Source organism: Paenibacillus sp. PCH8, assembly GCF_002968835.1.
GTDB lineage: Bacteria > Bacillota > Bacilli > Paenibacillales > Paenibacillaceae > Paenibacillus.
The window spans coordinates 2834145-2847506 of the sequence record NZ_PKQK01000001.1; the positions used below are offsets into that span (position 1 = coordinate 2834145).

10 protein-coding genes are annotated in these 13362 nt (G+C 45.6%); 7 read left to right on the forward strand and 3 right to left on the reverse strand.

Translation table 11 applies throughout. The annotated features are described in order from the left end of the window. Positions 1 to 147 precede the first annotated feature (147 nt). Together C0Q44_RS12075 and C0Q44_RS12080 are read right to left on the reverse strand one after the other, a co-directional pair. Positions 148 to 3198, reverse strand: coding sequence for a hypothetical protein (locus C0Q44_RS12075; RefSeq protein WP_181150952.1), 3051 nt, complete (start codon positions 3196 to 3198; stop codon positions 148 to 150). Next, a complete protein-coding gene (locus C0Q44_RS12080) occupies positions 3147 to 4676 on the reverse strand; it encodes a hypothetical protein (RefSeq protein ID WP_181150953.1) in 1530 nt (509 codons plus the stop codon). Before C0Q44_RS12080 ends, C0Q44_RS12075 begins: the two co-directional genes overlap by 52 nt. 655 nt (positions 4677 to 5331) lie before the next feature. On the opposite strand from C0Q44_RS12080, the gene C0Q44_RS12085 reads away from it, so the two are divergent. Beyond that, complete coding sequence (locus C0Q44_RS12085; protein WP_105407447.1) at positions 5332 to 6678, forward strand: amino acid permease; 1347 nt, start codon at positions 5332 to 5334, stop codon at positions 6676 to 6678. A 546-nt stretch (positions 6679 to 7224) separates the two neighbouring features. Here the strand turns inward: C0Q44_RS12085 and C0Q44_RS12090 are convergent. Then, a complete protein-coding gene (locus C0Q44_RS12090; RefSeq protein ID WP_105407448.1) occupies positions 7225 to 7884 on the reverse strand; it encodes a helix-turn-helix transcriptional regulator in 660 nt (219 codons plus the stop codon). Between the two features lie 166 nt (positions 7885 to 8050). Between C0Q44_RS12090 and C0Q44_RS12095 the strand changes: the two genes are divergently transcribed. The 6 genes from C0Q44_RS12095 (at position 8051) to C0Q44_RS12120 (ending at position 13286) form a co-directional block, all read left to right on the forward strand. Then, positions 8051 to 9409 (forward strand): MFS transporter, encoded by a 1359-nt coding sequence (locus C0Q44_RS12095; RefSeq protein ID WP_105407449.1) that lies wholly within the window; start codon positions 8051 to 8053, stop codon positions 9407 to 9409. A 12-nt stretch (positions 9410 to 9421) separates the two neighbouring features. Next, on the forward strand, positions 9422 to 9739 hold the full coding sequence (locus tag C0Q44_RS31770; protein WP_374955080.1) for a winged helix-turn-helix transcriptional regulator: 318 nt from the start codon (positions 9422 to 9424) through the stop codon (positions 9737 to 9739). A 21-nt stretch (positions 9740 to 9760) separates the two neighbouring features. Further along, a complete protein-coding gene (locus C0Q44_RS12105) occupies positions 9761 to 10120 on the forward strand; it encodes a HesB/IscA family protein (RefSeq protein WP_105407451.1) in 360 nt (119 codons plus the stop codon). A gap of 21 nt (positions 10121 to 10141) precedes the next feature. Next, complete coding sequence (locus tag C0Q44_RS12110; protein WP_105407452.1) at positions 10142 to 10429, forward strand: HesB/YadR/YfhF family protein; 288 nt, start codon at positions 10142 to 10144, stop codon at positions 10427 to 10429. A gap of 210 nt (positions 10430 to 10639) precedes the next feature. After that, positions 10640 to 12004: an MFS transporter gene (locus tag C0Q44_RS12115; protein WP_105407453.1), complete on the forward strand. Its 1365-nt coding sequence runs from the start codon at positions 10640 to 10642 to the stop codon at positions 12002 to 12004. Between the two features lie 70 nt (positions 12005 to 12074). Further along, the gene (locus C0Q44_RS12120) at positions 12075 to 13286 is read left to right on the forward strand and encodes a macrolide family glycosyltransferase (protein ID WP_105407454.1); all 1212 of its coding nucleotides are present in this window, start codon (positions 12075 to 12077) and stop codon (positions 13284 to 13286) included. Positions 13287 to 13362 lie beyond the last annotated feature (76 nt).

Genomic DNA, 13362 nt, shown 5'->3' on the forward strand with positions numbered 1-13362 from the left:
TAGCCAACCTTGGCCATCTATGGGGAACTCCTGTACATGTTTTTTAGCAGCTAATTCAGCTAAGTGGTATGAATGACTCAATATTAAGTCAGATATGTGCTTATGTCTGGGATCCATGATTGTTCCTTCCGTGTGAAAATTTCTGAATTATTTGTTGTTCGGTTCAATGTGAATAACATTGGTGACCGTAAAACGTTTTTCATCAATGGCTCTAATATTCAAACTAAACGGGTTCGTGACAATACCTGAGAAAGATAGGATATTTCCGTCCACCCAGGCACTTATTGAACCACTGCTGTTATTTCCGTCAATAACAAATGAAAGAGGGTCGTTGTCTCGATCTCGGAAATACGAATTCAGGTCAATCTGCGTGAGTGTTCCACTGGCTTGAACCACCCCATGAGATACCGGTTCCGGCACAAAATTCAACGTGCTAGTCAGATCCGCGTACAGGCCTTGCGGATCCGTCGCTCGCACGGTGAAGGACGTCGGCATCGTTGGCGTTCCGCCCAGATATAACTCGCTGCCCCACAGACTCACACTCAGGCCACTGAGCGCATCCGGCTCCTGCACCAGCGCATAGGAGAGCGCATCGCCATTGGGATCTTGGAACAAATAGGACGTATCCAAAAATCCGGGAATGAAGTCATTCGTATTCGGATCGAATGTAATCATAGGCGAACTCACGATCAGTGGTGCCAAGTTTTCGCCCTGAATTTGTATGATATTGTGCACTGACCAGCCTTTAGGATCAGTGGCAGAAACCTGCAAGTTGACAGGCTGAATAATGGACCCGCTATAGGTTAACAGGTTGCCATCAATGTGAGCATACGCCGCGTGGCTGGTCCCTTCTAGAGCAAAGACCAACGGGTCGTTGTCTCGATCTCGGAAATACGAATTCAAGTCAATCTGCGTGAGTGTTCCGCTGGCTTGAACTACCCCATGAGATACCGGTTCCGGCACAAAATTCAACGTGCTAGTGAGATCCGCGTACAGTCCTTGCGGATCCGTCGCTCGCACGGTGAAGGACGTCGGCATCGTTGGCGTTCCGCCCAGATATAACTCGCTGCCCCACAGACTCACACTCAGGCCACTGAGCGCATCCGGCTCCTGCACCAGCGCATAGGAGAGCGCATCGCCATTCGGATCTTGGAATAAGTAGGACGTATCCAAAAAGCCGGGAATGAAGTCATTCGTATTCGGATCGAATGTAATCATAGGCGAACTCACGATCAGTGGTGCCAAGTTTTCGCCCTGAATTTGTATGATATTGTGCACTGACCAGCCTTTAGGATCAGTGGCAGAAACCTGCAAGTTGACGGGCTGAATAATGGACCCGCTATACGTTAACAAGTTGTCATCAATATGAGCATACGCCGCGTGGCTGGTCCCTTCCAGAGCAAAGACCAATGGGTCGTTGTCTCGATCTTGGAAATACGAATTCAGGTCAATCTGCGTGCGTGTTCCACTGGCTTGAACGACCCCATGAGACACTGGTTCTGGCACAAAGTTCAACGTGCTAGTGAGATCCGCGTACAGGCCTTGCGGATCCGTCGCTCGCACGGTGAAGGACGTCGGCATCGTTGGCGTTCCGCCAAAGAACAACTTGTTGCCCCATAGTAGACTCAGACTCAGCCCACTGAGCGCATCCGGCTCCTGCACCAGCGCATAGGATAGCGCATCGCCATTGGGATCCTGGAAAAAGTACGATGTATTCCAATAGCTTGGAATGAAGTCATTCGTATTCGGATCGAATGTAATCATAGGCGAACTCACGATCAGTGGTGCCAAGTTTTCGCCCTGAATTTGTATGATATTGTGCACTGACCAGCCTTTAGGATCAGTGGCAGAAACCTGCAAGTTGACGGGCTGAATAATGGACCCGCTATACGTTAACAAGTTGTCATCGATGTGAGCATACGCTGCGTGGCTAGTCCCTTCCAAAGCAAAGACTAACGGGTCGTTGTCTCGATCTTGGAAATACGAATTCAGGTCAATCTGCGTGCGTGTTCCGCTGGCTTGAACTACCCCATGAGATACCGGTTCCGGCACAAAATTCAACGTGCTAGTCAGATCCGCGTACAGTCCTTGCGGATCCGTCGCTCGCACGGTGAAGGACGTCGGCATCGTTGGCGTTCCGCCAAAGAACAACTTGTTGCCCCATAGTAGACTCAGACTCAGCCCACTGAGCGCATCCGGCTCCTGCACCAGCGCATAGGATAGCGCATCGCCATTGGGATCCTGGAAAAAGTACGATGTATTCCAATAGCTTGGAATGAAGTCATTCGTATTCGGATCGAATGTAATCATAGGCGAACTCACGATCAGTGGTGCCAAGTTTTCGCCCTGAATTTGTATGATATTGTGCACTGACCAGCCTTTAGGATCAGTGGCAGAAACCTGCAAGTTGACGGGCTGAATAATGGACCCGCTATACGTTAACAAGTTGTCATCAATATGAGCATACGCCGCGTGGCTAGTCCCTTCCAGAGCAAAGACCAACGGGTCGTTGTCTCGATCTCGGAAATACGAATTCAGGTCAATCTGCGTGCGTGTTCCGCTGGCTTGAACCACCCCATGAGATACCGGTTCCGGCACAAAATTCAACGTGCTAGTCAGATCCGCGTACAGTCCTTGCGGATCCGTCGCTCGCACGGTGAAGGACGTCGGCATCGTTGGCGTTCCGCCCAGATATAACTCGCTGCCCCACAGACTCACACTCAGGCCACTGAGCGCATCCGGCTCCTGCACCAGCGCATAGGAGAGCGCATCGCCATTCGGATCTTGGAATAAGTAGGACGTATCCAAAAAGCCGGGAATGAAGTCATTCGTATTCGGATCGAATGTAATCATAGGCGAACTCACGATCAGTGGTGCCAAGTTTTCGCCCTGAATTTGTATGATATTGTGCACTGACCAGCCTTTAGGATCAGTGGCAGAAACCTGCAAGTTGACGGGCTGAATAATGGATCCGCTATAGGTTAACAAGTTGCCATCGATGTGAGCATACGCTGCGTGGCTAGTCCCTTCCAAAGCAAAGACTAACGGGTCGTTGTCCCGATCTCGGAAATACGAATTCAGGTCAATCTGCGTGCGTGTTCCACTGGCTTGAACGACCCCATGAGACACTGGTTCTGGCACAAAGTTCAACGTGCTAGTGAGATCCGCGTACAGGCCTTGCGGATCCGTCGCTCGCACGGTGAAAGACGTCGGTATCGTTGGTGTTCCCCCAGGTATAACTCGCTGCCCCACAGACTCACACTCAGACCACTGAGGACATCTGGTTCCTGCACCAACGCATAGGAGAGCGCATCGCCATTGGGATCCTGGAAAAAGTACGATGTATTCCAATAGCTTGGAATGAAGTCATTCGTATTCGGATCGAATGTAATCATAGGCGAACTCACGATCAGTGGTGCCAAGTTTTCGCCCTGAATTTGTATGATATTGTGCACTGACCAGCCTTTAGGATCAGTGGCAGAAACCTGCAAGTTGACGGGCTGAATAATGGATCCGCTATAGGTTAACAAGTTGTCATCAATATGAGCATACGCCGCGTGGCTGGTCCCTTCTAGAGCAAAGACCAACGGGTCGTTGTCTCGATCTCGGAAATACGAATTCAGGTCAATCTGCGTACGTGTACCGCTAGCTTGAACGACCCCATGAGATACCGGTTCTGGCACAAAGTTCAACGTGCTAGTCAGATCGGCGTACAGTCCGCGTGGATCTGTTGCTCGTACGGTGAAGGACGTCGGCATCGTTGGCGTTCCGCCAAAGAACAACTTGTTGCCCCATAGTAGACTCAGACTCAGCCCACTGAGGTCGTCCGGTCCCTGCACCAACGCATAGGAGAGCGCATCGCCATTGGGATCCTGGAAAAAGTACGACGTATTCCAATAGCTTGGAATGAAGTCATTCGTATTCGGATCGAACGTAATCATAGGCGAACTCACGATCAGTGGTGCCAAGTTTTCGCCCTGAATTTGTATGATATTGTGCACTGACCAGCCTTTAGGATCAGTGGCAGAAACCTGCAAGTTGATGGGCTGAATAATGGACCCGCTATACGTTAACAAGTTGTCATCAATATGAGCATACGCCGCGTGGCTGGTCCCTTCCAGAGCAAAGACCAATGGGTCGTTGTCTCGATCTTGGAAATACGAATTCAGGTCAATCTGCGTGCGTGTTCCACTGGCTTGAACGACCCCATGAGACACTGGTTCTGGCACAAAATTCAACGTGCTAGTGAGATCGGCATACAGTCCTCGTGGATCCGTCGCTCGCACGGTGAAGGACGTCGGCATCGTTGGCGTTCCGCCCAGATATAACTCGCTGCCCCACAGACTCACACTCAGCCCACTGAGGTCATCCGGTCCTTGCACCAACGCATAGGAGAGAGCATCGCCATTGGGATCTTGGAACAAGTAGGACGTATCCAAAAAGTTTGGAATGAACTCATTCGTATTCGGATCGAATGTAATGAGCGGCGAGCTTACGATTAAGGGTGCTAGGTTTGAACCATTGTCGTTCGGCTTGGAAAAGGCACGAGATTCAATTCCTTCTAACATCATTCTTACGTCACTTGCAACAGCAGAAGAAGGGGAGATATTCAGGAAATTCACAATATCCCCTATGTCTAAAATGCCATCTGTTCCAGCAGTAACAGCTTTAATCACAAAAGATTGAACGAAAGTATTTTCTAGATTAGAAATGACCAAATTAAAAAATGTGCTTCCCTCTTTTAAAGGTTCAATGCTTAGTGTGTTTCCTGATTCGGTTGAAACCGTTATTACGTTTTTATTATCTTTAGATGTTATGTAATTATAGCTAGGGTCTACCCTGAGACTTACCTTACTATTAGAAGAAAGTGTCATATTCTTGTTGGGTTGCATACTTGGTGACGCTCTAGCAATTTGAACAAATGGAGAAACTTGAGAAGTTAGTATCATTGCTAAAGATATGACAGCAGTTGTTTTCTTTTTTAAATTTTTCTTATTAGAACGCTTTTTCATTATTAACCTCCAAAATCTGTAGTTCTTTAGTAGTATATCGACGTTAATTACGATGTTAATTAGAATTTTCTTATTTTATGACATATGAAGATTAAATTCTGTTATAAATAACTTAATTTGGAAAAAAACGCAAGAGAAACTTACATTTGCAGATAGCCTATTGTCATTTCCATAGGTAGGCGCTTTGCACGAAAGGCGGCCTTTTTGTTGTATGAAAAATATAAAAATAAGCATATGTATTCAGGGCAGTTTATTATATGATGAGTATTATTATTTTGCATCGTAGAGAGCATGAACAGAAAGAGAGTGGTGGTGTACCATGCAGGAAGCAACGTTAACAAGAGGATTAAAGAACAGGCATGTGCAACTGATGGCGATTGGAGGTGCGATTGGTACAGGTCTGTTTCTCGGAGCAGGTAAAACGATCCAACTGACAGGGCCATCCATTTTGCTGGCTTACATCATTACGGGAATCGTGCTGTTCCTCATTATGCGAGCATTGGGCGAACTGCTTCTCAGCAATTTGCAGTATCATTCCTTTGTCGATTTTGTACGTGATTACCTGGGAAATATGACAGCATTCATTACTGGATGGACCTACTGGTTCTGTTGGATTTCCATTGCTATGGCTGACATTACCGCCGTTGGATTATACACGCAGTTCTGGTTTCCCGATGTACCTCAGTGGATGCCGGGTCTCATTGCACTGGTCATTTTGCTAATTATGAATCTGGCTACGGTCAAGCTGTTTGGGGAAATGGAATTCTGGTTTGCTCTGATTAAAGTAATAGCCATTCTGGCCCTCATTGTCGTTGGTTTATACATGATTTTTAAAGGTTTTACCACCGATCAGGGTCCTGCGAGTTTCACCAATCTGTGGACTCATGGGGGATGGTTCCCGAATGGGCTGCATGGATTTATCATATCGTTCCAGATGGTGGTGTTTGCTTTTGTAGGCATGGAACTGGTGGGACTGACAGCGGGGGAAACCGAGAACCCGGAGAAGGTTATCCCGAGAGCGATTAATCAGATCCCGATCCGGGTGCTACTCTTTTATGTGGGTGCGTTGTTCATTATCATGAGCATCTACCCTTGGAACGCCATTGTGCCTACGGAAAGTCCGTTTGTACAGGTGTTCGCAGCAGTAGGTATTGCGGCAGCTGCCGGTATTGTGAATTTTGTGGTACTGACGTCCGCAGCTTCGGCGTGTAACAGTGCCATTTTTAGTACAAGTCGTATGGTGTTCTCCATGGCAAAGGATCGCAGCGCACCCGAATCGTTTGCTCGTTTAAATAACAGGAAAGTTCCTTCCAATGCGCTATTTTTCTCCACGATCGTTATCCTGATCGCGATTGTTCTCAACTATATCATGCCGGAAGGGGTATTTACGCTAATCACCAGCGTGTCGACCGTGTGTTTTATTTTCGTCTGGGGTATCATGGTGATCTGCCATCTCCGATATCGCCGCACCCAGCCGGAACTGGCAAGTCAGAGTCGCTTCAGACTGCCGCTGTATCCTTTTTCCAACTATCTGATTCTGGCATTTCTAGCTTTTGTGTTGGTGGTCTTGGCGTTGGCTGAGGACACGCGAGTGGCGTTATTTGTCACCCCTGTGTGGTTTATTCTCATGGCAGTCATTTATAAATTCAAAAAGAAAACGGTATAAACCAGAAAGCAGGCTGCCCCTAACTTCATATGATCCCCCGTACTATATAAGTTGAACTAATCATTTACACGATAACGGAGAGGACAGAAAAAACCTGAAAAAGCGAAGCGTTCGCCTAAAAGCTTTCTGAAAGAAAGCTGCATCGGAAGCATACGCTATCACCCGATTTTCCCTTGCGAAAAGGGAATCAAAAAAATCTGGAGATAACAGCGATTGAAAGGTTATTCTGTCATCGTAGTGTCCGTGTAAATAATCTGTAGTTCAACTTATATAGACAGAAAAATCAGCCGATTACACTGTCTAGTATGGGGGATTTTTTATGGACAAAATCAGAAAACATGTTAACTATATGAACTTGCTAAAATTACATCCAAAACATCATCAAGGATTGCCATATCTATCTGTAAGGTAAGGCAAAGAAATGAAATACATAAAAATGGTTATCCTGATATGGATGATTCTAAGTGGAGAAACTCGCAAGAGAAGTGTAAGCTGCAAAAATGTGTAAACAAAAAAGAGCAATCTCCTATGAGGTTGCTCTTTTCGTCATGGCTTATTTTGCCTAACGGTGTATACGCATTTTGTTCCTCCTGCTAAAAGGTACTCTCCCCGTTCAATATGAACATTATTGCCTAGAACCGTTTTAAATAAATGTAATTCATTTTTGCATAACCCGGTACATACTGCCGCCGCCTCACAGATCGGACAATGCTTCTCAATGAGTAGGAGACTGCCATCATCCTGCTCTTTAACCTCGGCCATATAACCTTCATTTGTGCGAATTTCGGCCAATTTCTCCAACTTTTCTCTAACACCCGATGCATTCCCAAGATGCTGAAGATATTGTTCTTGCATATTTTTATTCCGAACATCCAACAGCTTGTCCAGCCCTTCATTACCAAAGGCTTCCTTCATCGAATGGATGAGGCTGACGGATAAATCCGAATATCCGCTTGGGAAAAAACGATTAGCCGCGGGAGTTAATATCCATAGCTTGGTGGGTCGACCCATGGGACGGGCCTCTTCCACATTTGTAACCAATCCTTCTTCTTTTAGCGCATTCAGATGTTGACGAATAGCCATTCCGGATAACGAAAACTGAGAGGACAGTGCGACAACATCCATTCCCCCGCGCTCTTTTAACAGATCAATAATCGCTCTCCGGGTACTGGTCGAGACATCCTTTTTGGTTTGATTTCCGCTCATGGTGCACCTCCTTTTAAAGCAACTGAATCTACATCACTCCCTACATTTTAAACAAAAATGTTGACAAAGTCAAAGCTGAACTGTAGCTTAGACATTATAAACAAAAATGTTTACTAAGTATCCGGATACGAAGTATACATACCAATTTTCTTGGAGGTCACATTTCATGTCGTCTAATCATCAAAGTATTTTCAGCCCGCGTTATTTTGCACTAACCATAGGGATTATTTTATCAGTGATGGCCGTTGGATTCGAAGGTCTATCCGTAACCACCATTGCTCCTTCGATTGCTGGAGACTTGAACGGCCTTAGCCTGTTCGGATGGATATTCAGTACATATCTGCTTGCGCAGATTATCGGAACGCTGGTCGTCGGTCGAATCATTGATAAAAGAGGACCTGCAGCACCGTTCACTTATGCACTTCTGTTGTTTATCGTAGGGTTGATCGCTGCCGCAACTGCAGGCGACATGTATATTATGATAGGATCACGGGCTCTGCAGGGTTTGGGTGCAGGAGCTATGATGACTTGTGTGTATACAGCTATATCGTTAAGTTACCCGGATGAGTTGCGTGCCAAAATTCTTGGAGCATTTGGTACTGCCTATGTTCTTCCGTCCATGCTCGGTCCATATGTAGCAGGAGTTATCGCAGATCAGTGGTCCTGGCGCTTTGTTTTCTGGGGGATCTTACCTGTGCTGGTGGTTTCAGCATTGCTTAGTTTACCTGCCTTTAGGAAATTGAAAGTGCAAAAGAACGGAGGGGATAGCGGATCTTCATCCACTTGGATGGCGTTACTCTTAACGTTGGGTACAGGGATTTTCCTGGTTGGTCTAAGTAGGCTTCCGAGCATTATGGGATTTGTTTTAGTCATAATTGGCTTCGTATTGATGATATTTCCTCTCCGTAAATTGCTACCTAAGGGAACACTTACGTTGCGCAGAGGAATGCCAGCTATTTTGGCAACACGTGGATTGTTCTTCGCTGCCTATACTAGCACACAGAATTTCTTGGTATTGGCTTTAATCGATGTGAAAGGAATTACACCTTCTCAGGCCGGATTAATTGTGGCGAGTGCTGCATTAAGTTGGTGTATCATTGCGTATCTGCAAGGACGGTGGGATGCGGCAGATCAGGGCCGTGGACGTCATATGAGAATTATTCTTGGCGTACTGTTACTTGCCATAGGGATTGCCATCGTATTTTGGGTACCTGTTGTGACCGTTACCATTGCAGTTATTGGTCAGATCATCGCAGGAGTCGGTATTGGATTGGCGCATCCGATTAGCGGTGTTGTCGCATTTTCCCAAACGGGGGAAGAAGGCGTGGGCCAAACCTCAGCAAATCTGCAATTTGCAGATTCTTTTACACCGGGGGTAGTGATCGGGATTGGTGGTTCCATCCTTGTCGTGTGTCAGGCTGGCGGAATGTCACTTCAATCCGGCTTAATTGTAGCCATGGGTTTCCATCTCATATTGATCGTCATGAGTATCATTGCCAGCACTCGGATCTCACCACGCGGATGAATAAGAAAGTGGGTGTACAGACCATTGTTCACTGAAGATCCGAATAAACTATTTACAGCTTATCGCATCATTGGAACGAAATGGACGATCCATATTTTAAGCGCTCTGTCTCAAGGTCCGAAGAAATTTGGTGAAATTTCTGAAAGCATTCCTTCCATTTCCGAAATGATCCTTTCTAGACGTTTAAAGGGTCTTCAACATGATCATTTGGTCAAAAGAACAATACTGACATGCCCTACACAAATTATGTATGAACTTACGCCAAAAGGAGTTGCTCTTGCTACATTCATACCCTGTCTAATGGACTGGGATACCAGGTTCTCAAAATGATACCGCCAGGGAGGAATGAATATGATCATCGAGGTCAGCGATACAGCATCGGACAGAATTGTCGAAATTTTATCAAGTGCGGATATCCAAAATGCCTTCCTTAGAGTAGGTGTTGATGAAGGGGGATGCAGTGGTTTATCTTATACCCTTATCGTGGATGAGCAGCAGGCAGAAGAAGACATTGTGTTAAATAAAAAGCAATTTAGGATATTGGTTCACGCGAACAGTATTCCATATATTGATGGTCTTGAGATTGACTATGAAGAAAGCGGAATGTTAGGCGGATTCACGATGAATAATCCAAATGCCAAAGTTTCGTGTGGATGCGGGGCCAGTTTCAGAATGGCCAATTATCGTGGTGAAGTGAAAAAATGTGATTAATTAAGGAAGGAGTGCAGAGCAATGATCTCATTTGTAGTATCTGATAAAGCAATCGATTCATTTAAGAATGAATGGGAATTGGAAGAGGGCCAATATGTAAGGATTTATGCAAAATATGTTGGAGGAGGCTCCGATGCTTTTACAATTGGCATCAATGCGAGTGCTACACCAGTCGATCCCGCATTGGTTCAATCTATTGGAGGATTTGATTTCTTTGTTGAAAAAACAGATGCCTGGATCCTGCAGGATGAACTTCTCCAAATTGACTGTAATGAAAATGGCATATTTTCAAGCAAAATCTCCTATTGAACATGGGAATCATATTCTAGACCATGATCCTACTCCATGATCCTACTATTTAAACATTTAACTTTACAAAGTAGTGTGGTCAATGTATATTTAGGAAGTGGAATAGGATTAATTTTCCATATAAACCATGTAATTACGGAGGTGTAGAAGACAAATAACCATCAGATTGGGATTTTTGATGCTCAGTATAGGGCGCCTACGATTGGGATAATGCTGGTTCTGGCCACCGTAGCTTTCGAAGGACTGGCTATCACGACAATTGCCGCGAAAATGGCACAAAGTTTAGAGGGAATTCATTTATACGGTTGGATTTTCAGCGCATTTTTGTTATCTCAGCTTATTGGAACCTTGGTTATGGGTCAACAGGTTGACAAGCGCGGCGTTTTTACATCGATGCTGATATCTTTTAGTGTTTTTGTGCTAGGAACTGTGGTCTCAGCTGTCTCTTTCGATATGCATATGCTTATTGTAGGAAGAGCCCTACAAGGTTTTGGAGCGGGGGCCCTGATCACATGCGTTTATACCTGTGTGACGTTGCATTATCCAGATGCACTTCGTACTCAAATCCTGGCTGCATTCTCCATGGCATTTGTCCTGCCTACCTTAATCGGGCCTTATGCAGCAGGCCTTATTGCTTCCTACATCTCGTGGCGATATGTTTTCTGGATCGTTTTACCCTTGATTGGAATAGCGTTGAGTCTTACATTCCGCTCTTTCCGTGATTTGCAGCTAGGGCAAGATCTGACAGGTCCAGCGCAAGCTGCTGACTCAAAGATTATTTACGCGATTCTACTTGCCGTTGGAACGGGCCTGTTACTCACAGGACTTGGTATGATAACGGATTGGAAAGGCATAGTACTCACTTTGGGTGGATTAGTCGTCATGATTCCACCAATGCGTAAACTGCTGCCTGTGGGCACTTTTTCGGTAAAAAAAGGATTGCCTGCTACTTTGGTTTCCAGAGGACTGTATGTTGCTTGTTATTTTACAACGGAGAGTTTTGTGATCTTGGCACTAACCGAAGTGAAAGGGTTATCAGCTGACCTTGCTGGCCTCCTTGTAGCAGCAGGTTCTCTGAGCTGGTCTGCCGCAGCGTGGTTGCAAGCCAAGCTTGATGTACGAGATCAGGGTCGTGCCCGAAAGGGCAGAGTTATGACGGGCATTGGGATTATGATCGCTGGGACTGTACTTGTGATCCTAGCTCTTATTCTGACGGACGGTGGAATAATACTCATTCTTCTCTCACAAATGATTACAGGGTTCGGCGTTGGATTGGCCAACCCTACAACTGCAGCCATTGCTTTACAACATGCCTTGCCCAGGAAAGAGGGAGAAATGTCCGCGAATCTGCAATTCGTAGATTCCTTCTATATGGGAGTAAGCATTGGAGTCGGTGGCGCTCTGATTGCCTTGTCCGAAACTTTACAATGGGGCATATCGACTGGCGTTTTGATCGTGTTATCACTGCAATTACTATGGGTCTTGTTAAGTTTCTTGGCATCACTTCGAATTACCAAACTCGTTCATCAAGAACATCATCCGATCAGCCAGTTGAAGGATAACATTCCCATGTAACGGATGACGGTCGCGTCGTTAAATACATCACGAAGAACGGGGGGACAAATTATATTGGGAGGTGGATAAGATGGCACGTGTATTAGTAGTCATTACTCCAGCTGAAGGACATGTGAATCCGTCGTTAGGATTAGTTACTCAGTTGATAGACAATGGTGAGGAAGTTGTCTATGTATGTACGGAGGAATATCGTTCCCGAATTGAACAAACCGGTGCCCGGATACTTACCTATCCATTTCCACAAGATGCCTTCTCTCATGATCCGGTGTTGAAACCCCAGGAGTACAAGCATTCTTATCAGTTCATTCATATGATGGTAAGCGGTATTATTCGGAGGATCATCCCCAATGTGCTGCGAGTGATAGAAAATCAAAAGTTCGATTATATGATCTTTGATTCCCTGATGGGATGGGGAGGGACTATTCTTGCAGAAAAATTGGGAATTCCTGCGGTATGTTCGATTGCTTCCTTTGCTTTTGTAGAGCCTCTGGGGTCTACACAAGGTTTGAGTGAGAGAGATACGGATACAAAAGGCCTATATGAGGCCACGATGAAAATCACGCGTGAGTTAGCCCATGAATTTCAAGTGAACATGCCAGCCATGGAAGAAATTCCGGCACATGCAGGTCGGTTAAAGCTTGTGTATACGAGCCGTTATTTTCAGCCACATGCAGACAAGCTGGATGATCGTTTTATTTTCACTGGTCCTTCAATCATACCGCGCCAAGATGCTCCAACTTTCTCGTTCGAACTGCTTCATGAACGTCATCCGCATACGGTGTACATTGCCATGGGAACCATTTTGAATAAAAATTTGGATTTCTACCAGCTGTGCTTTGAAGCACTGGGAGATCTGCCATTAAACGTTGTTCTATCTTCAGGAAAATACACGGATATGGAACCGCTGGCGGATCAAATTCCTTCTAATTTCATCGTCAGGCCATACATTGCGCAGTTGGACATGCTGCAGCATACGGATGTTTTTATTACTCATGCCGGAATGAACAGCACGAGTGAGGCTCTCTATTATAACGTTCCGCTGGTGATGATTCCATTAACATCGGATCAGCCTCTTGTCGCCAATCGGGTACAGGAGTTGGGTGCGGGTATTACTTTGAACAAACATAACCTTAGTGCAACTGATTTGAGAGAGGCATTAGTAGAAGTACTACATAATTCGCTTTATAAACATCAGGCTTACCTCATCGGTGAATCTTTAAGGCAGGCTGGCGGTTATAAGCAGGCTGCCAAAATGATTATGAACCATTTTGCCAAGGTTTAATCTCCCTAGTGCTAACACGGATACACGTCTTCAGAACTCCAGTTGAGCCACTTGCGGGCCTACATGATTTATTAGA

Bases quoted from the DNA above. Each gene is read 5' to 3' on its own strand.
- C0Q44_RS12085 (WP_105407447.1), top strand. From the start codon at position 5,332: ATGCAGGAAGCAACGTTAACAAGAGGATTAAAGAACAGGCATGTGCAA.
- C0Q44_RS12090 (WP_105407448.1), bottom strand. From the start codon at position 7,884: ATGAGCGGAAATCAAACCAAAAAGGATGTCTCGACCAGTACCCGGAGA.
- C0Q44_RS12095 (WP_105407449.1), top strand. From the start codon at position 8,051: ATGTCGTCTAATCATCAAAGTATTTTCAGCCCGCGTTATTTTGCACTA.
- C0Q44_RS12105 (WP_105407451.1), top strand. From the start codon at position 9,761: ATGATCATCGAGGTCAGCGATACAGCATCGGACAGAATTGTCGAAATT.
- C0Q44_RS12110 (WP_105407452.1), top strand. From the start codon at position 10,142: ATGATCTCATTTGTAGTATCTGATAAAGCAATCGATTCATTTAAGAAT.
- C0Q44_RS12115 (WP_105407453.1), top strand. From the start codon at position 10,640: ATGCTGGTTCTGGCCACCGTAGCTTTCGAAGGACTGGCTATCACGACA.
- C0Q44_RS12120 (WP_105407454.1), top strand. From the start codon at position 12,075: ATGGCACGTGTATTAGTAGTCATTACTCCAGCTGAAGGACATGTGAAT.